Consider the following 24,783-nt stretch of genomic DNA (forward strand, 5'->3'; position numbering starts at 1 on the left):
CCCACTCTCGTGGGTACATGAACCTGAAGCGACTGGGCATTTATCTCAACGACCACCTGCTGGGCTCCACCGTGGGGTTGGATCTCGCGAAGCGGACGGAGCGCGAGAACCGCAGCAACCCGGTGGGCCAGTACCTGGCCACGCTGATTCCGCTGCTGGAGCAGGACCGCGCCACGCTGCTGTCGGTGATGTCCTCGGTGGAGGCGCGCGTGGATCCGCTGAAGGTGGGCGGCGCGTGGCTGACGGAGAAGCTGTCGCGCCTGAAGCTCAACGGCTCCTGGCTGCGCTACTCACCGTTGAGCCGGCTGGTGGAGCTGGAAGGCCTGTGCGTGGGCTCCCACGGACGCGTGTCCATGTGGAGGAGCCTGGCGAAGGTGGCCGTGAAGGAGCCGCGTCTGGCGCGGTTCGACTTCGCCTTCCTCGCCGAGCGCGCCGACGGGCAGCTGGAGACGCTCCAGATGCTGCGCCTTCGCGCGACGGAGACCGCGTTCAGCGACACATCCGTCGAGACCGGCGAACAGGCACCGGTCCCGACGGAGGCTTGAGCCGTCAGGGCCTTCAGGTCCCGGAGGGCGTCACGGGCGTGCGCGCCCCGTTCTCGGGGCCGGGCAGCAGGCGCAGCTGGCTGGCGGAGGTGAACGTCGCGTCCACCTCCCGCTCCAGGTACGTGTAGCCGGACAGGCCGTCCTCGTAGACGCGCAGCAGGTTGCGGGACTCGTCCAGGGTGATGCGTCCCTGGCGCAGCGCCAGCTCCGTGAACTTGCGCAGCTTCGCGACGAGGTCGTCCTTGTTGTAGCTCACGTAGTTGAGCACTTCCGTCACGGTGTCCCCGGCGACGACGTGGTCGATGAGGTAGCCGCCGCCCGGAGCCAGCGACACCTGCACCGTGTGCGTGTCTCCGAAGAGGTTGTGCAGGTCGCCCAGGATCTCCTGGTACGCGCCCACCAGGAAGATGCCCAGGTAGTAGTCGTCGCTGTTGAGCGCGTGCAGCTCCAGCGCGTCCTTCACCTCGCGCTTGTCGATGAAGTGCTCGATCTTCCCGTCCGAGTCGCAGGTGATGTCCGCCAGCGTCGCGCGCCGGGTCGGCTTCTCCGCCAGACGGTGGATGGGCATCATCGGGAAGAGCTGATCAATGGCCCACGAGTCCGGCAGCGACTGGAACACGGAGAAGTTGCAGAAGTACGTGTCCGACAGCTGCTTCTCCAGGGCCTCCAGCTCCTCCGGAATCTCCCCGGCCTCGCGCGCCACGCGCAGAATCTTGTGGCAGATGGCCCAGTAGAGGTTCTCCGCCGCCACGCGCTGCTCCAGCGACAGGTGGCCCAGGGAGAACAGCTGGAGGCTCTCCTCCTTGGCGTCCTGCGCGTCGTGGAAGGCCTCGATGACGTTCTTGTTCGTGACCTCGCGGAACGTCGAATAGAGGTTGCGCACCACGGAGGGCGCCTTGTCGTCCACCTTGTCGGGCGTCTGGGACGGGTCGAACTCGCTGGTACCCAGCACGTCCACCACCAGCACCGCGTGGTGCGCCACGACGGCGCGGCCGGACTCGGAGACGAGCGTGGGGTGCGGCACGCCCGCGCGGTCGCAGGCCTCCATCACGCCGAAGACGACGTCGTTGGCGTACTCCTCCGTCGTGTAGTTCATGGAGGAGGCGAAGTTCGTCTGGGAGCCGTCGTAGTCCACGCCCAGGCCGCCGCCCACGTCCAGGTACTTCAGCGGCGCGCCCTGGCGGGCCACCTCCACGTAGAAGCAGCCCACCTCACGCAGCGCGTTCTTCACGTTGCGGATGTTGGAGATCTGGCTTCCCAGGTGGAAGTGAAGCAGCTCGAAGGAGGAGAGCAGGCCCGCGTCCTTCATGAAGCTGATGCAGTTCATCAGCTCCGAAGAGGACAGGCCGAACTTGGACCGGTCACCGCCGGACGCCTCCCACTTGCCGGCGCCGCGCGTGGACAGCTTCACGCGCATGCCCAGCCGCGGCGTGATGCCGGTGCGGCGCGCCACCTCCGCGATGAGGGGCAGCTCGCTGGGCTTCTCCACCACCAGGATGACGTTGCGGCCCAGGCGCGAGTAGAAGAGCGCCGTCTCGATGTACTCCTCGTCCTTGTAGCCGTTGCAGATGACGAGCGCGTCTTCGCTGTCGAGGAGCGCCATCACGGCGAGCAGCTCCGGCTTGCTGCCGGCCTCCAGGCCGTAGGTGTGCTCCTTGCCCGCCTCGATGATGGTCTCCACCACGTAGCGGTGCTGGTTCACCTTGATGGGGTACACGCCCCGGTACAGGCCCTTGTAGCCCTGATCCGCGATGGCCTTCTTGAACGCGTTGTTCAGGTGCACCACGCGGTGGCGAAGCACGTCCGTGAAACGCAGGAGCAGCGGCAGACCGATGCCCCGGCGACGGACCTCGTCCACCAGCTCCTTGAGGTCCATGCTCGGAGCGGCGGGCCCGTCCGGGTGGACGCACACGTGGCCCTTGTCGTTGATGCCGAAGTAGGGCGAGCCCCAGTTGCGGATGCCGTACAGCTCATGAGCATCGGCCAGGGTCCAGCGGTGCTGAGGGGAGGGAGCGGCCATCGTTGTTTCGTGCCTCCGGTGGAGCGCGCGGCGGGGGTGTGGAAACTCCCATGAACACGGGAGGGGGGCCGGACTATCGGAAACGCCCCATCCATTCAATAGCCGCCTGTTCCCAGGGCAAGCAGGCGGGCAGGGGCCCCATTCAAGGCTCTGGCCCTGGTGGGCCGGTCATCATCCAATTCCTACCCTTCCACCTGGGCAGCGCAGGGAGGTCGAGTGGAGAGAAGGGGAGGGTACATGGAGTCGTCCGCACGCAGGGAAGAGGCAGCGCCACTGACCCCGCGGGAGATTTTCGAACGGCTGGACCGGTACGTCATCGGCCAGGACATCGTGAAGCGGGCGGTGGCCATCGCCGCGCACAACCACCTCAAGCGCATCCAGGCGCGGCGGATGCGCCGGCAGTCCCTCATCAAGAAGTCCAACATCCTGCTCATCGGACCCACGGGCAGCGGCAAGACGCACATCGCGCGCAACCTGGCGGACATCCTCCAGGTCCCGTTCACCACCGTGGACGCCACCGAGTACACGGAGGCGGGCTACTACGGGAAGGACGTGGAGGTGATGGTGTCCGACCTGCTCTTCAAGGCGAACCACTCCGTGGAGGACACCCAGCGGGGCATCATCTTCATCGACGAGGTGGACAAGATTGCCCGCCGCACCCAGGGCGCCCGCAACGGCGCGGGCAGCCGCGACATCGGCGGTGAGGGCGTGCAGCAGTCGCTCCTGAAGCTGCTGGAGGGGCGCGAGGTGCACGTGCCCATGAATGTCACGCAGGCGTGGAACAAAAGTGACTTCGTGCAGGTGGACACGCGCGACATCCTCTTCATCTGCGCGGGCACGTTCAGCGACCTGCACGACTTCGGTGACGAGGGCGGCCGGGCCATGGGCTTTGGCGCGGATGCGCTCGGGGCGAAGCGCAAGGAGAAGCGCATCTCCACGAAGCAGCTGGTGGACTTCGGGATGATGGCGGAGTTCCTGGGCCGCATGCCGGTGATGGTGCAGTTGGAGCGGCTGGGCGAGTCCGACCTGTTGCGTGTGCTCACCGAGCCGCCGGATGCCATCACCCGCGAGTTCAAGGAGCTGCTCGCGCTGGATGAGATTGAGCTGGAGTTCCCGGAGAGCGGCCTGCGGGAGGTGGTGCGCTACTCCATGTCGCGTGGGCTGGGCGCGCGCGGCCTGCGCTCCATCCTGGAGCACGTGATGTCGGACATCATGTTCGAGGCGCCGGAGCGCAAGCACCGCCAGGTGGCGGTGGACGCGGAGTTCGTGAAGGCGCGGCTCGCGGCGTTGGACGACGTGGAGCTCAACGCTTAGCGGGCGGTGGCTTCTCGGAGGCCCGGGCGGCGGCGCCCAGCCGTGCCGCCGCCTGCGGATCCTGGATGAGCTGGAGCACCACGTCGTTGCGCAGCAGGGCCCGCGTGTCGCCGCGCTCCAGCGCGTCCTGCAGGTCCCGGTGCGACAGCGCGAGCTGGAAGCGCGGGTCCTTGCGCAGCGCCTTGTAGGCCGGATCCTCCTGGAGCTTCTTCGCCTTGGCGGGGTCGTGCGCGGCCTGGGCCACCTGGACCAGGTCCTCCAGGGGGGCGAACTGGGTCAGCTCGAAGAGGTTGAAGCGGCGGGACATGTCGAAGGCGACGGAGTCCTTGGGGGCCACGCCCCAGCGCTTGCCGGCGATGACGACGTGCTGCTCCATGAACGTCAGCGCGCTCAGGCAGACCCAGAACAGGGCCGCCATCTTCCCGCCGCCGAGCACGAAGCCCAGGGTGCGGTCCAGGCCGCGCTCGTCGGAATCCCTGCCGGAGAGGAAGCGCAGCAGCAGCGCGCCCAGGGCGTAGCGCACGGTGAGCCACGTGACGACGAAGAGGAGCACCGTGCCGAAGAGCGTCCCGATGAGCAGCGGTGAGCCCAGCGCGACGGCGAGCTTGGGGCCGACGAGGGGCGCGAGCTTGCGCGAGACGAAGTAGCCCGCCGCGAGCCCCACGGAGTTGGCCACCTGCCGGGCGGCGCCGGAGAGGGCGCCGAGGATGCCGAAGAACAGCACCATGCCCAGGAGGATGAGGTCGATGACCATGGGGTGGCTCCTGGGGGCCGCTAGCGGATCTTGAACGAGGAATCGCCCTTGGACTTGTCCGCGGTCTGCTTCTGGGCTTCCGCGAGGGATTCCTTGTAGCGGGCGTTGGCGGGCTCGTAGGTGAGCGCCATCTTGAGGTTGCGCTCCGCGGCGGAAGGGTTGCCGGACTCCAGGTCCTTCTGGGCCTGGGTGTAGAACTGACGGCCCTTGGGGTGGGTGCCGATCTGCTCTTCCTGCTCCTTCTTCGCGGCGGCCTTGGTCTCGGACTCGGAGGCGTCGGTGAAGCGCAGTTTCTGCGCGCGGTCCGGGCCGGCGATGTCGGAGAGGTACTTCTTGCGCTTGGTGTCGTCGCGCAGGACGTAATAGGCCTCGGTGACGCGCTTGTAGAGCTCGTTCACCTGGTCCTTGAGGGCCTTGGACTCCAGATGGAAGAAGCGGTCCGGGTGGTAGACGCGGCTCTCTTTGTAGAAGGCCTTCTTGATGTCGCCGGGGACGGCGGTGCGCTCCAGGCCGAGCAGCTCGAAGTAGTCCAGCTGGTCGAGCTTCGCGCAGCGCGACTCCAGGTCCGCGAGCTGCTCCGGGCTGAGGGCCGGGCCCCCCGCGGCGGCGGGCGGCGGCGGAGGCGTGCTGGCGGCGGGAGGACGCGGCGGGGCCACGGGCGCTGGTGTCGGCGGACGGGGGGAACCGGCGGGCGCGAGCGCGGGCAGGGACGTGGTGGGGCGGTTGCCGGGGCGCGGCGGCGGGGGAGTCGCCGGAGCGATGGGCGGGACGACCTGACCGACGGCGAGCACCGGCGGCGGTGTTCCGGCGACGGCGGGAGGAGCCGGAGGTCTGGCCGCGACGGGCGGCGGCGTCACCGGACCCACGGTGGGGATGGGGCGCGCGGCGGGAGGGGCCGGAGGCCGGGCACCCGCGGGGGCGATGGTGGGAACCGAAGGCGGACGGGCCGCGGGAGCCACGGGCGGAATCACCGGGCTCAGGGGCTGCATGGTCGGCACGGCCGAGGGCCCGCGAGCCACGGGCGGCGGCGTCGGCATGGACGCGATGCTCGGCACCGACGGCGGCATGGCGGGGGGCATCGCGGGCGAAGCGCTCGCGGTGGGCGGAACGACCGGCGCGATGCGAGGCGTCGACGCGGGCGCCACGGGAGGCGTCACCGCGCCCACGGTTGGCGTCGTGGTGGTGGGCCGGGCGGTGGCGGGCGCCACGGGCGGAGTCACCGCGCCTACTGCTGGCGTCGTGGTGGTGGGCCGGGCGGTGGCGGGCGCCACGGGAGGCGTTACCGCGCCTACGGCTGGCGTCGTGGTGGTCGGCCGGGCAGTGGCGGGAGCCACGGGAGGCGTCACGGCACCCACTGCTGGCGCCGTGGTGCTTGGCTGGACAGTGGCGGGCGCCTGGGGTTGAGTCACCGCGCCCACGGCCGGAATCGCGCTGACAGTGGGGCGAGCACCGACGGGAGTTGCCGGAGCCTGCGGAGCAGTCACCGCGCCCACGGCCGGAATCGCGGTCACGGTTGCGCGAGGCGTTGCTGGCGCGGCCGGAGCCTGGGGCGGAGTCACCGCGCCGACAGCAGGTATTGCGGTCGCGGTGGGCCGGGTCTGCGCGGTCGTCACCGGCGGCACGGACGCGACGCCAACAGACGGAACCCCCGACACCGTGGGCCGTGCCGTGGCCTGGGCACCCACAGGGGCAATGCCCGGCGGTGTCCCACGAGGAGCGGCCCCCATGGGCGCGAGGCCCGCGGGAGTGGGAGGCGGAGGCGCCCCCGTCGTGGGTGCTCCTGCAGCGGGAGGAACGGACGGAACTCCACTGGACGACGCGGGCCGAGCCGTCGCCGGAGCCACGGGCGGAACGCCGCCCACGGCAGGCGCCACCGAAGGAACCTGACCCGACGCAGGCCGAGCCGTCGCCGGAGCCACGGACGGAACGCCGCCCACGGCAGGTGCCACTGAAGGCACCTGACCCGACGCAGGCCGAGCCGTCGCCGGAGCCACGGGCGGAACGCTGCCCACAGCCGGAGCCACCGAAGGAACCTGACCCGACGCAGGCCGAGCCGTCGCCGGAGCCACCGAAGGAACCTGGCCCGACGCGGGCCGAGCCGTCGCCGGAGCCACGGGCGGAACGCCGCCCACAGCCGGAGCCACTGAAGGAACCTGGCCCGACGCGGGCTTCGCCGGAGGCACCGCGGGCACCTGACCCGACGCGGGCCGGGCCGTTGCCTGGGGGGGCGCGACGGGGGGCGGCGTGGCGCGGGCGACCGGGGCCGCCGTGGGAGGCCGGGGCGCCGCCGGCGGGACGGCCGGGGGCATGGAGGCCGTCACCCGGGGCAGGGCGGGCGTCGCCGGACGCGCGGGTGCCGGGGGGGCGGCGGGCCCTGGCGGCGCGCCTGAGTTCGGATCGGAAGGCTCGGACATCGGCGGTGCCTAGTTGGCCACGGCGGGCAGGTCGCTGCTGTTGTGGCCGGCGAGCCGCGTGTTGCGGTTCGACTGGATCGACTGCTGGATGTCCGCCTCCGTCATGCCGGACGACAGCGTGATCGTCGTGGACGTCTTCTGGCCCGTCTCCACGTCACACGCGGACACGTTCACCAGACCGTCCGTGTTGATCTCGAACGTCACTTCGATCTTCACCTCGCCGCGATACCCGATGCGGAAGCCCGAGAACTCGAACTCGCCCAGCATCTCGCACTCCTCGGCGCGGTTGGACTCACCCTGGTACACGCGGATCTTCACCTTCTCCTGCCCGTCGCGGCTGGTGGTGAAGGTCTTCGACCGGTCGATGGGCACCGGCGTGTTCTTGTCGATGATCTTCTCCGTGTACCCACCCACGGTTCCAATCCGCAGCGTCAGCGGCGTGACGTCCACCAGGAACGTCTCCGTCTTGCTGTCCAGCAGCGCGTGCGACTGGAGCGCGGCGCCCATGGCCACGACCTGATCCGGGTTGATGCCCTCCAGCGGCTCCCGCTGGAAGTAGTGCTTCACCGAGTTGCGGATGATGGGCAGCCGCGTGGGCCCGCCCACCAGGATGACCGCGTCGATGTCCGCCGCCGTCAGCCGCGCGCTCTGCAGCGCCTCGTCACAGACCTTGAACGTGCGCTGCACCAGGTCCATCACCATCCGGTTGAACTGGTCCTGGTTGAGCGTGTTGCGCAGGTCCATCACGTTGCCGTTGGCGTCCTGGCAGATGCCCGAGCAGAGGATGTCCGCGGTGCCGAACTGGCCCACGTCGATCTTCGCCTTCTCCGCCGCGTCCTTCAGCATCTGCAGGCAGTACTTGTTCTGCCGCAGATCCAACCGCGTGCGGTTGAGGAAGTCGTCCGCCATCCACGTCATGATGCGGTCGTCGAAGTCGTCGCCGCCCAGGTACGTGTCACCGGCCGTGGCCAGCACCTCGAAGACGTCCTTGCCGATCTCCAGGATGGACACGTCGAACGTGCCGCCGCCCAGGTCGTAGACGACGACGCGCTGGTTGACGTCCCGGCCAAAGCCATACGCCAGCGCCGCCGCCGTGGGCTCGTTGAGGATGCGAAGCACTTCCAGGCCCGCGATGCGGCCCGCGTCCTTCGTCGCCTGGCGCTGGTTGTCGTTGAAGTACGCGGGGACGGTGATGACCGCCTTGTGCACCTCGCGGCCCAGGTACGTCTCAGCGACCGCCTTCATCTCCTTGAGCACCAGCGCGGAGATCTCCGGCAGCGAATAGCTGCGCTCCCGCACGCCGATGCGCACCGAGTTGTTGTCGCCCTCGACGATGCGGTAGGGCATCACCGCTTGCGCCTTCTTCACCTCGTCGGAGAAGTAGTACCGGCCGATGAGGCGCTTGGCCGAGTACACCGTGTTCTCGGGGCTGGTGATGATGTTCTTCTTCGCCGCGTTGCCTACCAGCACGGACCCTTCCTCCAGGAAGGACACGCACGAGGCATGCGTCGTCTCGCCCCACTCGTTGGGGATGACCGTGGGCTGGCCTTCATGGACGACCGACACGCATGAGTACGACGTGCCCAGGTCGATGCCGATTGCGATGTCGTCCGCCATTCCGTCTCCGGTGAAGACCTGCACCCCGATTCCTCTGGGAGAGGGCTGTCGGGAAGCGCACGGAGGTTAGGCGCCACGCACTGGGGTGTCAATTCAATGCCTGATCAAATGCCAGCCATTTCAAGGGCTTAGCGCCAGAGCAGGGGAGCGGGTTCGCGGCGCTGAACCGGGGTCCCATGGACCTTATTTCTAGGGGTGAAGGGGGGAAATCACCATGTCCGCCATCCTCGCCGCCCTGTCGTCGGACCCGAACCTCCTCCGGTGTGAGCTGCACCGGCTGAGCGGGCAGGTCGTCCTTCGCCCGGAAGCCCGCGCCAATGCCCTGGGGGTGGGCTCCTATGCCCAGGAGGAGGTCCTGCTGCGCCGCCTGGCGCCGGACCGGGACCTCACATTGGACGACCTGGGGCCGCCACACGAATCGGAGGCGGTGCTCTTCCACTCGAACCGGCTGCCGCTGGGCCTGTCGCCCGAGGACAACACCCAGCCCTTCCGGGCCCGCCACTGGTTGTTCGCCCACCAGGGCCCAGTGCCAGACTTCGAGCCCCTGCGCGCCCTGCTGCTGTCGCGTGTGCCGGAGCACCTCCAGCGGCTGGTGCGAGGCCCCACCGACAGCGAGGTCCTCTTCGTCCTCTTCCTCACCCACCTGCGTGGGCTGGGCCGCACGGATGATCCGCGCCTGGAGCCAGCCGTCGCCGGCCGCGTGCTGCGCGACACGGTGCGCGAGGTGGAAGCCGCGTTCGTGCAGGCCGGGCAGCGGCGCATGCCCCCGCTCAACATGGTCGCCACCAATGGCGCAGTGCTGGCCGCCACCCGCCGAGGCGAGGCCCCGCTGTACTACACGCGCCTGGAGGGCAGCGCGGAGTGCGCTCACTGCGGCGTGACTCCCACGACTCCGGAGACGCATCCGGAGGTGGGCGCGCACCGTCGCCGCCGCACGGTGGTGGTGGCCAGCCACGTGACGCGCACGCAGGGCTGGGTGGAGCTGCCGCAGGGCACGACGCTGACGGTGGGCGCGGACCTCCAGGTCCAGCACCTGCCGCCGGGCTGAGGAAGGCCGCTACGGACCACCGAAGAAGGAGACCTCCAGGAAGCGCACGTAGAGGTTGCAGGCGGCGTGGAAGAGCGAGCAGCCGACGAGGGTGCCGGTGCGCTCGCGCATCCAGCCGAAGAGGAGGGCGGGGAAGAACACCGCCAGCCGCCACGTCTGGAAGATGGCCAGGTGGCCCAGCGCGAAGAGGAGCGCCGTCACCCAAAAGGCGCGCCCCAGCCGAGCGCCCAGCACCACGCGCCCCTGGGGCCAGGCGTCACGCAGGCGGGCCTGGATGTAGCCCCGATAGAAGAACTCCTCCGGCAGGGCCACGACGAAGAGTTGATCAATCACCCACTCGCCGAAGCGCGGGGGCAGGCGCGGCTGGAAGTGGCCTTCGCCGATGATGGGCGTCAGGTGGCGCGCGAGCGCGGGCGGCAGGTGCGGCACCACCTCCACGAAGGCGGCGAAGCCCGCGAAGAACAACGGCCCCACGATGGCGCACATCACCAGGAACAGCCGCACGTCCTGCTTCCACGCGCGCAGGGTGAGGCCGTAGTCGCGGTAGTCCTCGTCGCGCCAGCGCATGGGGATGAGCGGCAGGTAGAGGAAGCCCACCGTGGCCACCAGCTTGGGTACGCTGGTGCCTCCGGCGATGAGGAACGCCGCGATGATGCCCAGGAAGCCCAGCGCCCAGAGGCCCATCGCCTCTTGCACCGCGCTCACCTTGAACGGGGGCCCCGAAGGCCGGCTCATGGCACGTCCGCCGAGGCGAGCTCCGCCTTCACCGCGGACAGGGGCAGGGCGCGGACACCACGGCTCCGGCGCTCGACGACGAGGCCCACCAGCCGCCCGTCCCCGTCGTACAGCGGGCTGCCCGGCGCGAGCGTGAGGTCCACGTCGAAGAACGGCGCGGGGGCGGTCTTCGCCACCGCGGCCTTGGGCGTGTCCCGCTGGCCCTTCTTGCGCGCGGGCATGACCCCCACCACCCAGCGGCCCGCGAGCCCCTCCGGCACCAGCCGCACCGGCGCCGCGGGCCACGTGCCCTGGGGGCCCGCGACCACCGCGACCTGGAGCGCCGCGCTGGAGAGCACCACGCGCGCCATCAGCGCGTTGCCCGCGTGCACCACCTGGGCGGAGTCGGGACCCACGAGTGACACGGCGGTGAGCACCTGGCCGTCCGCGCCCACGATGATGCCGGGGCCCGCATTCTGGGGACCGCGCACGCGCACGGACGAGCGGGCGTGCAGCTCCAACACGCGCTGGAGGTCGGCGCGCGACGGACGGGCCTCCGCGCTGGCCCGCGAGGGCAGGGCCAGGAGGAGACAGAGGAGGACGGGGAGGACCGGGCGGAACATCGTCGCGCCCGGAAGCCTATCAGCGCTCCCGCAGGGCGGCGAGGAAGCTCTCCGCGGACCGGGTGTTGAGGATGTCCTTCTTCCTCGCCCAGCCCCGGCGCGCCGTGGCCACCGCGAAGGCCAGGTTCTTCAGGTCGTCCTGACGGTGCGCGTCGCAGCTCACCACCAGCTTCACCCCGCGCCCCACGGCCTGCCGCACGTATTCGGATTTGATGTCCAGGCGCGCCGGTTTGCCGTTGATCTCCACCGCGACGCCGCGCTCCCGGGCTCGCTCCAGCACCTCCTCCATGCGCAGCGCGTACGGCTCGCGGCTCTGGATGAGGCGCCCGGTGGGGTGTCCCAGGATGTGCAGGTGCGGGTTGTCCAGCGCGGCCAGCACCCGGCGCGTCATCTGGTCCTCGTCCATGGAGTGGCGAACGTGGATGGACGCGATGACGACCTCCAACTGCTCCAGCACGCTGTCCGCGTAGTCCAGGGCCCCCGACTCCAGGATGTCCACCTCGATGCCCTTGAGCAGCCGCATGCCGGGCACCGCCGCGTTCACGCGGTCGATTTCGTCCCACTGCCGCTTGAGGTCGTCCACCTTGAGGCCGCCCGCGTGGATGGCCGCCTCGCTGTGCTCGGTGATGGTGAGGTACTTGAGCCCCAGGGCCTGGGCCGCGCGCGCCATCTCCTCCAGCGTGTTGCGGCCGTCCGACCAGGTGCTGTGTGCGTGCACCGCGCCCTGCACGTCCTCCAGCGTCACCAGGTCCTCCGGCAGCTTCCCGGCCCTGGCGGCCTCCACCTCGCCGTTGTCCTCGCGCAGCTCCGGGGGCACCTCCTGCATGTCCAGCAGCCGGTACAGCGTCGCCTCGTCGGGGACGGGGACCTTGGTGCCGTCCTCGCGGTGCACGCCCCACTCGGAAATCTTGAGGCCCTTCTCGTGGCCCAGGTTGCGCAGCCGGATGTGGTGCGCCTTGGAGCCGGTGAAGTGGTGCAGCGCGGTGGCGAAGTCCTCGTCCGGCAGCACGCGCAGGTCCACCTGGAGGTCGCCCTGCACCATGCGCACGGAGCACTTGCTTTCTCCCTTGCCAATCACCGTGGCCACGCCCGGCGCGTTCGCGAGCGCGTCCAGCACGGGCCCTGCTTCCTTCGCGGAGGCGATGAGGTCCACGTCGGACACGGTCTCCGCGCGACGGCGCACGCTGCCGCCCAGGCTTGCTCTCACCACGCCTGGGGCCTGGCGGATCCGCTCCAGCAGGCCCTCCGCGATGGGGAGCGCGTCACCCAGCAGCTTTCTTTCGCCGCGAGCGCGCCGGTACACGGCGATGCCGTCCAGGAGCTTCGCCTCGCTCTTGGCGCCAAAGCCCTTGAGCTCGCGCACGCGGCCGTCGCGGCAGGCGAGCTCCAGGTCCTCGATGCTGCCGACCTTGAGTTCGCTCCACAGGGCCGCCACCTTCTTCGGGCCCACGTCCGGCAGCTTCATCAGCTCCAGCAGGCCGGCGGGGAACTGGGCCTTCAGCTCCTCGAACGCCGTCATGCGACCGGTCGTCACCAACTCGGTGAGCTTCTCGGCGAGCCCCGGGCCGATGCCCTGGAGCTCTTGCAGGCGGCCCTCGGTGACGATGGCGCCCAGGTCCTGCGGCAGGTTCGCGATGCGGTCCGCGCCGATGTCGTAGGCGCGGACGCGGAAGCCGCTCTGCCCCTGGAGCTGGAGCAGAAGGGACATGTCCCGGAGGAGCTGGGCAACGGCCGCCTTGTCGGTGAGCACGGCGATGGAGGGTGTCACGTCAGGAGTCACGGTCGGGAAATTAATGCCGGGGGAACGGGGGTGCAGGCCCGGACGGGTTGTGGGAAAAGGAACGCAATGACGAAGATCAAGCTGGGCCCCGCGGACTTCGCCGAGAGGGAGATGCGGGGCTACGAAATCGGCAAGCGCAACGTCTGCATCGCGAAGATCCAGGGCCGTTACAAGGGCCTCGATGACTGGTGCAACCACGCCGGATGTCTGCTGTCGGGCGGACGCATCGAGGACAACATGGTCGTGTGCCCCTGCCATGAGGTCGGCTTCGACATGGACTCGGGAAAGAACGCGACTTCGCCCGGCGTCTGTGATGACCAGCCGACGGTGCAGCTCACGGTCGAGGACGGAACGCTCGTCGTCGACCTGCCCGACGTTTGAGCCTTCCCTCTTCAGGAGCGTCCACCATGGGACACGACGGACACGATCACGACCATGACCACGGTCATGGCCATCACCACCCCCACGGTCATTCGCATGACCACGGCCACGGTCATTCGCACGACCACGACCACGGGCATTCGCACGACCATGGTCATGACCACGGCCACTCGCACGACCACGACCACGGGCACTCGCACGAGGGTTCCCCGGTCGCGGCGGAGCACAAGTCGCGCGCGCCGGTGCATGTCAGCGCGTACGTGGTGACGTGCTCGGACAGCCGGGACGAAGCGCACGATGGCAGCGGGAAGGACCTGTGCGAGGGCCTGGCCGCCGCGGGGCACACCGTCGCCGGGCACACGGTGGTGAAGGATGATCCGGAGGCCATCCGGGGCGCGCTCGCTCAGGCTCAGGCGGCAGGGGCCCGCGCGGTGCTCTTCACGGGCGGCACGGGCATTGGCCGGCGCGACTGCACGGTGGAGACGCTGCGCGCGCTCTTCGAGAAGGAGCTGCCCGGCTTCGGTGAGCTGTTCCGCATGCTGTCGTTCCAGCGCATCGGCAGCCCCGCGATGATGTCGCGAGCCACGGCGGGCACGTACCAGGGGATGATCCTCTTCGCGCTGCCGGGCTCGCCGCAGGCGGTGCGGCTGGCACTGGATGCGCTCATCCTCCCGGAGCTGGGCCACGCGGTGCGCGAGCTCACGCGTTAGGACTGGACGCGTGATGAAGAAGCGCCGTGTCGCGCACACCGGCTTGAGCGCCCAGGCGGCCGACCTCCTGCGTCCCCGCCTGGATGCCTTCCTGACGTCGACGGACCAGAAGGCGCGCATCGGATTCGACCCGGTGGAGTTTCCCCACCGCTACACGGATCCACGCGATGTGGAGGTCAGCGCGCTGCTCGCGGCGGCGCTGGCCTACGGGCGCGCGGACCTCTTCCGCCCGAAGGTGGACGCGCTCCTGAAGCAGATGGGGCCGTCGCCCGCGGCCTTCGTGCGCGCGCTGGACGTGAAGGGCGCGAAGGCGCTGCTCACGGGCTTCGTGTACCGCTTCAACGTGGGCACCGACCTCGCGGTGCTGCTCTTGGGCATGGGCCGCGCGCTGCGCGAGCACGGCAGCCTGGAGGCCCTGTTCGTGCGGGGCTTCCAGGCGAGCGGCACGCTGCACGGGGCGATTTCAGCCTTCACCGGCGCGCTGCGGGACGTGCCCATGGGTGCGCTCCGCAAGGCCATGGGACCAGAGAAGGGACTGCATCACCTGCTTCCCTCGCCGCTGGGGCCGGGCGCGGCGAAGCGCCTCAACCTCTACCTGCGGTGGATGGTGCGCGGACCTGACGCGGTGGACTTCGGCATCTGGAAGCAGGTGCCCGCGTCAGCACTGATGGTCCCACTGGACACGCACATTGGACGCATGGCGCTCCACCTGGGCCTCACGCAGCGCACGGACCTCACCTGGCGTACGGCGGAGGAGGTGACGGCCTCGCTGCGGGCGCTCGACCCAGAGGACCCCGTCCGCTACGACTTTGCTTTGTGCCACTACGGAATGAGTGGCGCCTGCCCGGCGAAGACGCTGCCCCAGCACTGCGAGCGTTGTTCGCTCCTACCTTCCTGCAAGGTAGGCCCCCAAGTCATCGCGCGCGGTTCACTGCAATTCTGAGTCCCACCCGACCCGGAAATGGGCTACGGGCAGTCCGCGCGGCCCCGCGTTGACGGGTTGGCGCGGTCAAGGCTGCAATGCGGTCGGGCGACGCGGGAAAATTGATCCTGCGGGGCACGAGGAGCGACGCGGTGCACGCAATGCTGGTGGCGGTTCCAGCCCCGGTGGCCCAGGACGTGGAGCGCGACCTTTGCGCCACGGCAGAGGGGCGTGCATGTCGAGTGATCCGCGTGGAGTCCCCGCCGGAGCCGCTGCCCGAAGGACTCCTCGTTCTCTGGGACCACGGCGGTCCGCTGGAGGCCGTGAAGGCGCGTTGCCAGTGGGCGCACGCGCGGCGGTTGCCGACGCGGACCTGGTTGGTCGTGCTCACGAAGCGGGAGGGCGAGGAGGCGGAGGCGCTGGTGGCCGCGGGCGCGGACGAGTGCGTGGCGCCACCCGGCACGCGCTGGGGCGCGAGGCTCGTGGCGCTGCGGCGCAGATCCGCGGACGGGGACGCGCAGGCGCTCCGGCGAGCGCGCGACATGTTCCAAGGTGCGCTGGACGCGGTGCCGGAGCCGCTGTTCATCAAGGACCGCGAGCACCGGCTCGTGGCGGTGAACGGCGCCTACTGCCGCCTGCTGGATCAATCCGCTGAAGTGCTGCGGGGCACGGTCTCCTCGGCGCAGGTGCCACCGCACGAGGCGGAGGCGTCATGGCGCCAGGACGAGCGCGCCTTCACCACCGGGCAGACGGTGGAGGACGAGGGCTCCTTCACCGACGCCAAGGGCCGCTCGCACGAGGTGCTCACGCAGCGGGCCGCGTACATGCTGCCCAATGGCGAGCGCTTCCTCGTGGGACTGGTGCGCGACGTCACCGAGCGCTCCCGCCAGGAGACGCAGCGGCGCCTGGCGGAGCGGATGACGTCCGTGGGCACGCTGGCCGCGGGCGTCGCGCATGAAATCAACAACCCGCTCTCCTACGTGACCTCCAACCTGGCCTACCTCTGGGAGCGCGTCGCGCAGCCGGTGCTTCCGGTGCCGACCGAGCAGCTGGAGGAACTGCGGCAGGTGGTGGCGGAGGCGCTGGAGGGCGCGGGGCGGGTGCGCTCCATCGTGCGCGACCTGCGGACGTTCTCACGCACGGAGGAGGAACAGCACGGACCGGTGGATGTGCGGCGCGCGGTGGAGAACGCGGTCAAGCTGATGCGCGACGACCTCCAGCACCGCGCGTGCATGGCGTGCGACCTGGAGCCGGTGGCCGCGGTGCATGGCAACGAGGGCCGGCTGGCGCAGGTCGTCACGGGCCTGCTGACGAACGCGCTCCAGGCCTTCGGCGAACGGGCTCCGGAGGAGAACCTCATCAAGCTGCGCGTGCGTCCGGGCCGCGAAGGCCACGTGCTCATCGAGGTGGAGGACAACGGGCACGGGATGCCCGCGGAGGTGCGCCAGCGCATCTTCGACCCGTTCTTCACCACGCGCTCGCCCAAGGGCGGCACGGGCCTGGGCCTGTCCATCTGCCTCACGCTGGTGCACGCGATGGGCGGCCACATCGAGGTGGCCAGCGAAGAGGGGCAGGGCAGCCTCTTCCGCGTGGAGCTGCCGGCGCTGACGTTGCCGCTCGAAGCGCTCAAGTCCGCACAGGCCACCCCGGCCGTGACGGAGGCGCCCCCGTCGCAGTCGGCGCGCACGACGCGAGACCTGCGCCGGTTGCTGCTCATCGACGACGAGCCCGCGGTGGGCAGCGCGGTGAGCCGCCTTTTGCGCAACCTCTACGAGGTGCACGTCATCCAGGACGCACGCGAGGCACTGAAGCGTCTGTCGCACGGTGAGAAGTTCGACGCCATCATCTGCGACCTGATGATGCCGGGCATGAGCGGCATGGACTTCCTCGTGGAGCTGGAGCGGCTGGCGCCGGAGCTGGCGCCGCGCACCGGCCTGATGACAGGCGGGGTGAACCCGCAGGCCCGCGAGTTCGTGGGCCGCCGCGCGCGAGAGCTGCTGGAGAAGCCCTTCGAGCGCGACCAGCTGTGCACCTTCGTCGAAACGCTGATGCAATGAAGCACCGGATGCGCTGGACATTGGGGGCCGCACTGGCGGCCCTGCTGCTCGCGGTCATCTTCCTGCTGCCGCCCGAGCTGCGAGGGCTGTCCTTCGTGCTGCGCGCGGCGAACATCCACGGCACCCCGGCCGATGCCCTGGCCAGCTACCGCACCGGGGCCTTCTCCGTCGCGGACCTGACCGTGCCCACGCACCACGGGCGGGTGCCCGCGCGGCTCTACCGTCCGGACCGGCGCAGGGGCCGGCTCATCGTGCTCACGTCGGGCGTGCACGCGGCGGGCATCGACGAGCCCCGGCTGGTGCGTCTGGCGGAGGACCTGGCGATGAGTGGACACCCGGTGCTCACGCCGGAGCCGCCGGACCTGCTGCGCTACGAAATCACGCCGTGCCTGACGGACATCATCGAGGAGACGGCGCTGTGGGCGCTGGGGCCGGGATTGCTGGCGCCGGAGGGGAAGGTGGACCTCTTCGGCATCAGCTTCTCCGGAGGACTGTCCATCGTCGCGGCGGGCCGGCCCGCGCTGCGCGACAAGGTGGCCGCGGTGCTGTCCTTCGGAGGGCACGGCGACCTTTCGCGCGTGCTGTCCTTCCTGTGCACGGGCGTGCAGGCGGACGGGACGCACCGCAAGCCGCACGACTACGGCGTGGTGGTCATCCTGCTGAACGTGGCGGACCGGCTGGTGCCGCCGGAGCAGGTGGCGGCCCTGCGCGAGGGCGTCCTGAAGTTCATGCACGCGTCGCACCTGACGCTCGTGGACTCGAAGCAGGCGGAGGCCGCGTTCGCGGAGGCGCGCGCGATGGAGGCCACGTTGCCGGAGCCCGCCGCCACGCTGTTGCACCAGGTGAACACGCGTGACGTGGCCGCGCTGGGAGCCCGGTTGCTGCCCTTCGTGAAGGACTTCGCCGGGGACCCGTCGCTGTCGCCGGAGCGCTCCCCCGCGCCCCTGGCTCCGGTGTACCTGCTGCACGGGATGGACGACTCCGTCATCCCCTCCATCGAATCCACGTTGCTGGCGCGCGCACTGGAGCCTCACACGCGCGTGCACCTGCTGCCCACGCCGCTCATCACCCACGCGGAGATGGACCGGCAGGCCAGCGCGATGGACGCGCTGAAGATGGTGCGCTTCTGGTCGGGTCTCCTCGGCGAGTAGTGCGCCGCCGCGCGACTTGACGTCCGAGCCCGGGAACGGGTGCCATGGCGGTCATGTCCGTGTCCCTCATGGTGTCGGTCGGGCTGGGTTGGCTGTTGTCGGCCGCGCCTTCGCAGGCGAAGCGAATCGTCCCGTGTACGCCGGACTCCGCCGATGGGAAGTCGGCGCGGGAGGAGTTGACCGCGTTCGACGCGCGGATGGAGGCGCTCGCGGACGACGGCGAGGTGGTGGCGGCACAGGCCGGGATCCTGTCCCTGCTGGGCCACCGTTGCTTCCGGATTGCCCGCGAAGAGGAGGGGCTGGAAGCGCTGACCCAGAACGAGGAGGGCCCTGTGCCCGCGCTCGCGTTGAAGACGTGGTGGCGCGACGGGGGCAAGGCGTACTTCACGTCCCATCTGGAGCTGGGCGGTCCAGGGGCGCAGACCATCGTGATTCCGCCGGACGTTCGCGACGTGCTGTCGCGCGAGGCGTCACCGAAGCATCGGCTGGCCTCCCTGCTGTGTCCCATGAAGGTGGGGGATTGCGGCGCGGAGACCGAGGCCTGGCGCGCGCGGGCGGAGAAGTCCTTCCGTCCGGAGAACCGTCGCCCCGGCACGTTCGACGAGGATGCGCAGACTCCCCCGGACTGCATGAAGGAAGCCCGGAAGCAGCCATCCCTCCATCGCTACAAGACGTGGCGAGCATGCCTGGCGCTCAGCCCGGGGGCGCGGCACGTTCTGCCCGTGCTTCCACTGGGACGCATCCGAGCGCCGACGGACGGCTGGCTGGTGATACGGGGCAGACGGGGGCATTACGCGTTCTGTGATCAGCTCGACGCCTACCACCTGGCGACGGGGACCACGTACCGCTCGAGCAGCTGCTCCAACCTGGCGTTGAAGTCCGACGGCAAGGTGGACGTGGCGGGAACGGACGCCGCACGGCAGTCCGGTGTGAGGGTGGGGCGCGTGTCGCCGGAGCGGATCCGCGAACTGGTGTGGATGCTGTTGCTGGAGCCAGAGGTGAAGGACCGGGTGCAGGTGGAGGCCGTGCGCGTGCCGGTGCCGAAGGGCCTCCGCGTCGAGTGGCCCGCGACCGAAGAAGGGAGCGAGGGCGGAATCGCCGGTGGGGTCTTCGGAGGATCCACGGCGCAGACGACCTTGAGCTGGAAGTGGTTTCCTCCTGGGGGCGCGGAGCCCATGTCTGGCGATTTCAGGTTTCCCTACTCATGGGCTCCCGGCGAGGACCACGCGAACGTGCTCATGACCGAAGCCGAAGCCACGTTGCAGGAGGGCTGCCCGGCATTGCCCGTTCCGGTCCGGGAGCTCGACTTCACGCGAGGGCCCGGCGTCAATCGCGTCGACGCACCAGAGGGCGTGTCGAAGGTCCAGGACGCGCGGGTGGACGCGCTGCTCACCTGGAAGCCCGCAGCGGGCTGCGTCCCTGGCAAGAACGGCGGGGGAGCTTCAGCGCGCTAACGATTGCAACACCAAGCATCGCGGAGGGCAGGCGTCCGGGCGTCACGCAGGCGACACGGCCCTCGGGGGATGGTGGCGCGGTGGGGGCGCCGGTTAAAGCTCTCGCCCCATGAGCGTCTGTCTCCCCGACGTCCTCCCCCACGAAGATGTCATCGACTACGTGCAGCGCCTGAGCGGCGGCTTTGATGCGCGCCTGTATCAGCAGGTGTTGGGCGCGGCGAACGCCTTCAAGGAAGGCGACGAGGCCATCGGTGTCGCGGCGGCGGATGAAGACTCGCGGCGCAACGCACGGACCCTGTTGTCGCGCACGCAGCTGGACGACCTGCACGCGCATCCTCCCTTCGAGGACCGGCTGTATGTCTTCAACCTGGAGGCGTGGGACGCGGCGCGCTGGAAGCACGTGGCGGACTGGACGCTGGGCCAACTCAAGGCCTTCCTGCTCACCGCGCCGGAGCCCCAGGTGCATGACGTCCTGGGCGGGCTGCCCAGCGACGTCATTGCGTGCGTCGTGAAGCTGATGGACGACGCGGAGCTGAAGACAGTGGGTGGGCGCATCTTCCACCCGCTGCCGGGCAGCCACGTGGGCTCGAAGGGCTATCTGGGTGCGCGCTTGCAGCCCAACTCGCCCACGGATCATCCGGAGGACATCTGCTGGCAGGTCCTCAACGGGTGGTCCTTCGCGGTGGGCGACGTGGTGCTGGGGACCAACCCGGTGTCGTCGGACGTGGCGTCTGTGGCCGCGGTGGAGTCCGCGCTGCATGACGTGCTGGTGACGTTCGGGTTGGAAGAGGTGATGCCCCACTGCGTGCTCTCGCACATCGACGTGCAGGCGCAGGTGGAGGCGATGCGGCCGGGCACCACGGGCATCTGGTTCCAGAGCCTCGGTGGAAACGAAGCGGCCAACCGCACCTTCGACGTGACGCTGGAGAAGATGGTGGCGCACGCGGCGTCGCGCACCGGCAAGTGGGGCCTGTACTTCGAGACGGGGCAGGGTGCCGACGCGACGAACGGGCACCACCATGGCACGGACATGCTCATCCACGAGTCGCGCAAGTACGGCTTCGCGCGAGCGCTCAAGCGTCGCGTGGCCCTGGCTCAGACGGGGGCAGGCCGGGACGCGGCGCCGTGGGTGCACGTCAACGACGTGGCGGGCTTCATTGGCCCGGAGGTGTTCCGCACGCGCGAGCAGTTGGTGCGCTGCTGCCTGGAAGACATCGTGATGGGCAAGCTGCACGGCCTCACGCTGGGCCTGGACGTGTGCTCCACGCTGCACATGGACGTCACGCTGGATGACCTGGGCTGGTGCCAGGAGCAACTCGCGGAGGCCGGGCCGGCGTACATGATGTCGCTGCCCACGCGGAATGATCCGATGCTCAGCTACCTCACCACGTCCTTCCAGGACCACGTGCGGCTGCGCGAGCGGTACGGCCTGAAGGTGGACGACCGGATGTGGGCCTTCTTCCAGCGCCTGGGCGTCATCGACGCGGACGGCCGGCCCACGAAGCACTTCGGCGACCCGGCCCACGTCTACGTGCACTTCCGCCGGGCCAAGGGCGATACGCGCCCGGAGGCGGAGCTGCGGGCGGAGGCGGAAGTGAAGATGGCGGAGGTTCGCGCCCGGGGCGTGCCGCTGGCGGTGGGGCACGGCGAGGCACCCTGGACGCTGGAGCCCTCGCTGGAGCGGGAGGTGCGCGGTCTCTACGACGACGGCAAGGTGGGGTTGTGGTCGGAGCTGTCCGACGCGGCGGTGGAGTCCATCCCGCGCGCGGCGTGGCTCAAGACGCGCTCCCTGGACCGTCGCGACTACATCCTGCACCCGCCGTCCGGCGAGTCTCTGGACGAGTCCTCGGAGGCGAAGGTGCGCGCGCTGCGCGACCAGCACGCGGGCCGGTACGATGCGCAGGTGGTCATCTCGGACGGGCTGGATCCGCGCTCGCTGATGGACGAGGGCCACCTGGCGCCGTTCCTGGCGCGGCTGCGCTCGGAGTTGGAGGCGACGGGCTGGAGGGTGGCGCCGGAGGTGCTGGTGGTGAAGCACGGCCGGGTGCGCGCGGGCTACCAGGTGGGCCAGTTGCTGTTCGGCGCGGAAGGGGACCCGCGCCCGCGCGCCCTGGTGCATGTGATTGGCGAGCGCCCTGGCTCCGGGCACCACGCCTTCTCCGCGTACCTCACCGCTCCGGACGCGGACACCTGGGCGAAGCCGGGCGCGGTGGACCACGACCGCACCCGGCTCATCGCCGGCATCTCGGACACCAGCGTCAGGCCGGAGGACGCCGCCGTGGAGTTGGCGCGGATCCTCGCGGAGACGCGGACTTCAACCGCCCCCGTGGTGTCGGGGGTGGCTTAGGTACGTGCGTCTGTCTTTGTCACGCGACCGCTGACGTCAGCGGCTCAGCACTCCTGGATGTACTCCGAGTAGGACGACCGGCCGCCCCAGTAGTAGAGCCCGCCGCAGTAGCAACCAAACTCACCAATCAACTGGGTGTGCGCGGCGTCGTTGTAATACCGGTGCAGGTTCGCGTTCGGCTCGTTGGAGCAGTCCGGAAGGGGAGCTTCCTGCGAGGCAAGGTTCGGCTCGGACTCCTGCTCCATGGGACCGCCACAGCCCACCGCCATCGCCAGCACACCACCGAGAATGAATGACCGCATGTGTCCTCCTTGAGGGGGACGCAAACCATATGCGGCCTGCCACTGCGCGTGAAACAAGGTGTCGCGGATTTCAGTGGAAACGGGGATGACGGGTTGCATTGTAAAACATTGCGTCAGCGCAGCGCGGCGATGCTCGCGGCGGTGCGCACGCCACCCACCGCGGTGGCCAGGGTGCTCTGGCCCGGGAACACGGAGTCCCCCACCAACCACACGCCGCGCTGCGCCTGGAAGGGTCCCAGCACGCGGTAGTTGTTCAACCCCGCGCGACGGGGAACGCCGCCCACCGCGCCGGCCTCGCGCGACGTGAAGCGCTGGAACGTGCGCGGCGACGCCGTCATGACGTGCACCACGTTGGCCATCCACTCCGGGAGCAGCGCGTCCAGGTTCTCGCGCATCCGCGCATGGAGCCCGGCGAAGTAGGGCGCCTGCTCCTCCGGCGTCATGCCCGCGAGCTTCTTCAACGGTACGTGCGTGGACACCGTCACCGTGCGCTGTCCCGGCCGTGCCCGTCCTTCGTCCGCCGCCCCGCTCACGGAGGCGAAGAGGTGGTTGCCTTCGATGAAAGGGGCCTGCTCGTCGCGCACCAGCTCGAAGTGATGCGCGCCGTCGGAGTCACCCTCGGGAGGCCGCACGACGAGGTAGAGCATCGCCGCGCCCCAGCCGTCGTCCACGCGCTCCGCGAGCGCGTCCACCCTGGGAAGCCTCCCCACCGGAACATCCATCAGCGTGCGCAGCCCTTGAGGCAACACGTTGGCCACCACATGCCGGGCGAGCAGCTCACCCCTGCGCGCCGTCACCCGCCAGCCTCCATCCACCGGCGTCACCGCGCGCACCCGGTTCGCCATGAACACGTCGCCGCCCCGGGCCGAGATGGCCTTCGTCAGCGCCGTCGCCAACCGGCCGATGCCGCCCCGCACGTGCCCCGTGCCGCGCCAGTAGTAGTCCATCGCCGCGAACGCGAACGGCGCCTCCGCCTCCGCCGCGGGGCACTGCACGGTGATTTGACAGAGCGCATCCAGGTACGTGCGCAGCGGCGTGAAGCCCTCCAGCCCGTGCTGCGCGAGCACCACGCCCAGCGGACGGCCCAGCCACCGCGCCAGCGGAGCGTAGGACCATGCGCGCCCCGCGTGCCTCATCAGCGTCTTCAGGTTCAACGGCGGCAGCAGATCCGGGTCATCGAACAGCGGCCACAGCGCACCGGCCACCTGGGCCTGTAGTTCGAAGAACCGCCGCACGCCCCGCACGGGGGCTCCGGGCAACGCGCAGAGCTCGGCGATGAGCCGCTCCCGGTCCCGGTGCACTGGCAGCCGCATCCCCGGGGTTCGCAGCTCCACCAGGGGATCCAACCAGTCCACTGTCACGTCCAGCGCGTGCTCGCGGATCCACCGGCCGAAGAGCTGATGCTCACCGAAGCCGGAGAACAGCGTGGCGCCGGACTCGAAGGCGTAGCCACCGCGGCGGAAGGTGCTCGCGCAGCCGCCCGGGTAGTTGAGCCCTTCGCACAGCGCCACCCGGGCGCCCCGGCGGCACAACTCCAGCGCCGTGCCCAGGCCACCGAAGCCCGCACCCACCACCACCGCGTCGTACCAGGTGTCCGACATTGCTCGGGTAAAAGGACCGGCACCGGGAGCGGGCCGGGGGAGACCCGCTCCTTCCGGTGCCGGTATCGCGCACATGGCCAGGCGCGACGGGAGTTTCCTAACGGGCCCGCACTCCCGCCGCGATTCTTTTCCCCACTCGAGGGGGAGACAGGCGTCCGGGCGCTTCCACTGGCGAACACCCGGCCCCGCGTCTACGGCATCTTCAGCCTGATGTTGAACGTGTACGACACGTTCACCGGACGCCCCTGGAACGTCAGCGGCTGATACGTCCGCGAGGAGAGGGACTCGAGCACCGCGTCATCCATGAACGGCAGGCCCTTGATGATGCGGCAGTCGCGCACCCGGCCCTCCGTGGTGATGACGCACTTCGCGATGATCATCCCCTCCACGCCCGCGCGCCGCGCCTCGAGCGTGTAGCTGAACTGCGAACCGCTCAGCATCTTCGGAGGCGTCATCCCGCCAGTGAAGGGAAGGACCTCCGTGCCCGTGGGCGCGATCGGGATCACCGGCACGCCCACCTTGCCGATGGGGCTGGTGCTGTTCGGATCGCCGTCCGGGTCCCCCACCGGACCGGTCTCGCCCGTGCCCGTCGCGTCGGTGGTGGCCGCCGCATCCGCGAGGGTCGTCGGCTCCGGATCCGGCTTCGCCTCCGGCGGATCCGCGGGCAGCGGCTTCGGGTTCAGCGGGATGCGGTCCGTCCGCGGCTTGGGCTTCGGCTTCGGTGCGGTCGTCGTGGCCGGCTTCGGCTGCGCGGCCTGCTTCGTACCCCTCTGGATGGCGGGCACGCGATGGACGATGTTCACCCAGGGAGCCTCGACGGTCTCGGGCACGCGGCCGGAGATGAAGAACACCAGGCCCAGGAGCCCCGCGTGCACGCCGATGGACACCCACGCGCCCGTGCCGAACCGTCCCGAGCGCACTCCCCGCCGTTCGATGACCGACTCAAACATCTGACCCGCCTCCTGTTCGGGGCGGACGCTCCAGGCGTCCCGTCCCCACAAGATGCAAGGTACGAAGTCCCGCCAGTCG

At 70.0% G+C, this 24,783-nt stretch carries 21 protein-coding genes; 11 read left to right on the top strand and 10 right to left on the bottom strand.

Annotated elements, in window-relative coordinates; genetic code table 11:
* The first annotated feature begins 17 nt into the window (after nucleotides 1–17).
* Nucleotides 18–545 (top strand): hypothetical protein, encoded by a 528-nt coding sequence (locus D7Y04_RS31380; RefSeq protein WP_121761641.1) that lies wholly within the window; start codon nucleotides 18–20, stop codon nucleotides 543–545.
* Between the two features lie 13 nt (nucleotides 546–558).
* On the opposite strand, the gene speA is transcribed toward D7Y04_RS31380, so the two are convergent.
* The gene (gene speA / locus D7Y04_RS31385) at nucleotides 559–2,565 is read right to left on the bottom strand and encodes a biosynthetic arginine decarboxylase (protein ID WP_120594621.1); all 2,007 of its coding nucleotides are present in this window, start codon (nucleotides 2,563–2,565) and stop codon (nucleotides 559–561) included.
* 237 nt (nucleotides 2,566–2,802) lie between these two features.
* Here speA and clpX point away from each other — a divergent pair, with 237 nt between their 5' ends.
* Entirely contained in the window at nucleotides 2,803–3,879 is a 1,077-nt protein-coding gene (gene clpX / locus D7Y04_RS31390; protein ID WP_120594620.1) for an ATP-dependent Clp protease ATP-binding subunit ClpX, read from the top strand.
* Here the strand turns inward: clpX and D7Y04_RS31395 are convergent.
* Together D7Y04_RS31395 and D7Y04_RS31400 are read right to left on the bottom strand one after the other, a co-directional pair.
* Entirely contained in the window at nucleotides 3,869–4,633 is a 765-nt protein-coding gene (locus D7Y04_RS31395; protein ID WP_120594619.1) for a CvpA family protein, read from the bottom strand. The two genes, clpX and D7Y04_RS31395, sit on opposite strands and share 11 nt — an antisense overlap.
* A 20-nt stretch (nucleotides 4,634–4,653) precedes the next feature.
* The gene (locus D7Y04_RS31400; RefSeq protein WP_233601652.1) at nucleotides 4,654–5,622 is read right to left on the bottom strand and encodes a J domain-containing protein; all 969 of its coding nucleotides are present in this window, start codon (nucleotides 5,620–5,622) and stop codon (nucleotides 4,654–4,656) included.
* Between D7Y04_RS31400 and D7Y04_RS31405 the strand changes: the two genes are divergently transcribed.
* Nucleotides 5,621–6,037, top strand: a complete 417-nt coding sequence (locus D7Y04_RS31405; RefSeq protein ID WP_147477226.1) for a hypothetical protein — start codon at nucleotides 5,621–5,623, stop codon at nucleotides 6,035–6,037. The two genes, D7Y04_RS31400 and D7Y04_RS31405, sit on opposite strands and share 2 nt — an antisense overlap.
* Nucleotides 6,038–7,056: 1,019 nt before the next feature.
* Here the strand turns inward: D7Y04_RS31405 and dnaK are convergent.
* Nucleotides 7,057–8,664 (bottom strand): molecular chaperone DnaK, encoded by a 1,608-nt coding sequence (gene dnaK / locus D7Y04_RS31410; protein ID WP_120594535.1) that lies wholly within the window; start codon nucleotides 8,662–8,664, stop codon nucleotides 7,057–7,059.
* Nucleotides 8,665–8,878: 214 nt separating this feature from the next.
* Here dnaK and D7Y04_RS31415 point away from each other — a divergent pair, with 214 nt between their 5' ends.
* Nucleotides 8,879–9,712 (top strand): class II glutamine amidotransferase, encoded by an 834-nt coding sequence (locus tag D7Y04_RS31415; RefSeq protein ID WP_120594500.1) that lies wholly within the window; start codon nucleotides 8,879–8,881, stop codon nucleotides 9,710–9,712.
* Between the two features lie 9 nt (nucleotides 9,713–9,721).
* On the opposite strand, the gene mrtX is transcribed toward D7Y04_RS31415, so the two are convergent.
* The 3 genes from mrtX to polX are packed head-to-tail and all read right to left on the bottom strand — an operon-like array spanning nucleotide 9,722 to nucleotide 12,829.
* Nucleotides 9,722–10,447: a myxosortase MrtX gene (gene mrtX, locus D7Y04_RS31420; RefSeq protein ID WP_120579320.1), complete on the bottom strand. Its 726-nt coding sequence runs from the start codon at nucleotides 10,445–10,447 to the stop codon at nucleotides 9,722–9,724.
* Entirely contained in the window at nucleotides 10,444–11,049 is a 606-nt protein-coding gene (locus D7Y04_RS31425) for a trypsin-like peptidase domain-containing protein (RefSeq protein ID WP_121761643.1), read from the bottom strand. The genes mrtX and D7Y04_RS31425 overlap by 4 nt, the downstream gene beginning before the upstream one ends.
* Nucleotides 11,050–11,068: 19 nt before the next feature.
* Nucleotides 11,069–12,829 carry a DNA polymerase/3'-5' exonuclease PolX gene (polX, locus tag D7Y04_RS31430; RefSeq protein ID WP_120594503.1) on the bottom strand — a complete coding sequence of 587 codons (1,761 nt, stop codon included), beginning with the start codon at nucleotides 12,827–12,829 and terminating at the stop codon, nucleotides 11,069–11,071.
* A 66-nt stretch (nucleotides 12,830–12,895) separates the two neighbouring features.
* Between polX and D7Y04_RS31435 the strand changes: the two genes are divergently transcribed.
* The 7 genes from D7Y04_RS31435 (at nucleotide 12,896) to eutB (ending at nucleotide 21,851) form a co-directional block, all read left to right on the top strand.
* Entirely contained in the window at nucleotides 12,896–13,210 is a 315-nt protein-coding gene (locus tag D7Y04_RS31435) for a Rieske 2Fe-2S domain-containing protein (protein ID WP_120579317.1), read from the top strand.
* Between the two features lie 242 nt (nucleotides 13,211–13,452).
* A complete protein-coding gene (locus D7Y04_RS31440) occupies nucleotides 13,453–13,920 on the top strand; it encodes a molybdenum cofactor biosynthesis protein B (RefSeq protein WP_199749765.1) in 468 nt (155 codons plus the stop codon).
* A 13-nt stretch (nucleotides 13,921–13,933) separates the two neighbouring features.
* Nucleotides 13,934–14,863: a TIGR02757 family protein gene (locus tag D7Y04_RS31445; protein WP_171805969.1), complete on the top strand. Its 930-nt coding sequence runs from the start codon at nucleotides 13,934–13,936 to the stop codon at nucleotides 14,861–14,863.
* Between the two features lie 77 nt (nucleotides 14,864–14,940).
* A complete protein-coding gene (locus D7Y04_RS31450) occupies nucleotides 14,941–16,899 on the top strand; it encodes an ATP-binding protein (RefSeq protein ID WP_121761645.1) in 1,959 nt (652 codons plus the stop codon).
* The gene (locus D7Y04_RS31455; RefSeq protein ID WP_121761646.1) at nucleotides 16,896–18,050 is read left to right on the top strand and encodes a hypothetical protein; all 1,155 of its coding nucleotides are present in this window, start codon (nucleotides 16,896–16,898) and stop codon (nucleotides 18,048–18,050) included. Before D7Y04_RS31450 ends, D7Y04_RS31455 begins: the two co-directional genes overlap by 4 nt.
* Nucleotides 18,051–18,094: 44 nt before the next feature.
* Nucleotides 18,095–19,504, top strand: a complete 1,410-nt coding sequence (locus tag D7Y04_RS31460; RefSeq protein ID WP_121761647.1) for a hypothetical protein — start codon at nucleotides 18,095–18,097, stop codon at nucleotides 19,502–19,504.
* Between the two features lie 109 nt (nucleotides 19,505–19,613).
* Entirely contained in the window at nucleotides 19,614–21,851 is a 2,238-nt protein-coding gene (eutB, locus tag D7Y04_RS31465) for an ethanolamine ammonia-lyase subunit EutB (RefSeq protein ID WP_121761648.1), read from the top strand.
* 44 nt (nucleotides 21,852–21,895) lie between these two features.
* On the opposite strand, the gene D7Y04_RS31470 is transcribed toward eutB, so the two are convergent.
* The 3 genes from D7Y04_RS31470 to D7Y04_RS31480 form a co-directional block, all read right to left on the bottom strand.
* Nucleotides 21,896–22,153 (bottom strand): hypothetical protein, encoded by a 258-nt coding sequence (locus D7Y04_RS31470; RefSeq protein WP_120594509.1) that lies wholly within the window; start codon nucleotides 22,151–22,153, stop codon nucleotides 21,896–21,898.
* 113 nt (nucleotides 22,154–22,266) lie between these two features.
* On the bottom strand, nucleotides 22,267–23,754 hold the full coding sequence (locus tag D7Y04_RS31475) for an NAD(P)/FAD-dependent oxidoreductase (RefSeq protein WP_121761649.1): 1,488 nt from the start codon (nucleotides 23,752–23,754) through the stop codon (nucleotides 22,267–22,269).
* A 191-nt stretch (nucleotides 23,755–23,945) separates the two neighbouring features.
* Nucleotides 23,946–24,704: an energy transducer TonB gene (locus tag D7Y04_RS31480; protein ID WP_120594511.1), complete on the bottom strand. Its 759-nt coding sequence runs from the start codon at nucleotides 24,702–24,704 to the stop codon at nucleotides 23,946–23,948.
* Nucleotides 24,705–24,783 lie beyond the last annotated feature (79 nt).

This window comes from Corallococcus sp. AB038B (assembly GCF_003668955.1).
GTDB classification, from domain to species: Bacteria; Myxococcota; Myxococcia; order Myxococcales; family Myxococcaceae; genus Corallococcus; species Corallococcus exiguus.

Bases quoted from the DNA above. Each gene is read 5' to 3' on its own strand.
- D7Y04_RS31380 (WP_121761641.1), top strand. From the start codon at position 18: ATGAACCTGAAGCGACTGGGCATTTATCTCAACGACCACCTGCTGGGC.
- speA (WP_120594621.1), bottom strand. From the start codon at position 2,565: ATGGCCGCTCCCTCCCCTCAGCACCGCTGGACCCTGGCCGATGCTCAT.
- clpX (WP_120594620.1), top strand. From the start codon at position 2,803: ATGGAGTCGTCCGCACGCAGGGAAGAGGCAGCGCCACTGACCCCGCGG.
- D7Y04_RS31395 (WP_120594619.1), bottom strand. From the start codon at position 4,633: ATGGTCATCGACCTCATCCTCCTGGGCATGGTGCTGTTCTTCGGCATC.
- D7Y04_RS31405 (WP_147477226.1), top strand. From the start codon at position 5,621: ATGGTCGGCACGGCCGAGGGCCCGCGAGCCACGGGCGGCGGCGTCGGC.
- D7Y04_RS31400 (WP_233601652.1), bottom strand. From the start codon at position 5,622: ATGCAGCCCCTGAGCCCGGTGATTCCGCCCGTGGCTCCCGCGGCCCGT.
- dnaK (WP_120594535.1), bottom strand. From the start codon at position 8,664: ATGGCGGACGACATCGCAATCGGCATCGACCTGGGCACGTCGTACTCA.
- D7Y04_RS31415 (WP_120594500.1), top strand. From the start codon at position 8,879: ATGTCCGCCATCCTCGCCGCCCTGTCGTCGGACCCGAACCTCCTCCGG.
- mrtX (WP_120579320.1), bottom strand. From the start codon at position 10,447: ATGAGCCGGCCTTCGGGGCCCCCGTTCAAGGTGAGCGCGGTGCAAGAG.
- D7Y04_RS31425 (WP_121761643.1), bottom strand. From the start codon at position 11,049: ATGTTCCGCCCGGTCCTCCCCGTCCTCCTCTGTCTCCTCCTGGCCCTG.
- D7Y04_RS31435 (WP_120579317.1), top strand. From the start codon at position 12,896: ATGACGAAGATCAAGCTGGGCCCCGCGGACTTCGCCGAGAGGGAGATG.
- D7Y04_RS31445 (WP_171805969.1), top strand. From the start codon at position 13,934: ATGAAGAAGCGCCGTGTCGCGCACACCGGCTTGAGCGCCCAGGCGGCC.
- D7Y04_RS31450 (WP_121761645.1), top strand. From the start codon at position 14,941: ATGCGGTCGGGCGACGCGGGAAAATTGATCCTGCGGGGCACGAGGAGC.
- D7Y04_RS31455 (WP_121761646.1), top strand. From the start codon at position 16,896: ATGAAGCACCGGATGCGCTGGACATTGGGGGCCGCACTGGCGGCCCTG.
- D7Y04_RS31460 (WP_121761647.1), top strand. From the start codon at position 18,095: ATGGCGGTCATGTCCGTGTCCCTCATGGTGTCGGTCGGGCTGGGTTGG.
- eutB (WP_121761648.1), top strand. From the start codon at position 19,614: ATGAGCGTCTGTCTCCCCGACGTCCTCCCCCACGAAGATGTCATCGAC.
- D7Y04_RS31470 (WP_120594509.1), bottom strand. From the start codon at position 22,153: ATGCGGTCATTCATTCTCGGTGGTGTGCTGGCGATGGCGGTGGGCTGT.
- D7Y04_RS31475 (WP_121761649.1), bottom strand. From the start codon at position 23,754: ATGTCGGACACCTGGTACGACGCGGTGGTGGTGGGTGCGGGCTTCGGT.
- D7Y04_RS31480 (WP_120594511.1), bottom strand. From the start codon at position 24,704: ATGTTTGAGTCGGTCATCGAACGGCGGGGAGTGCGCTCGGGACGGTTC.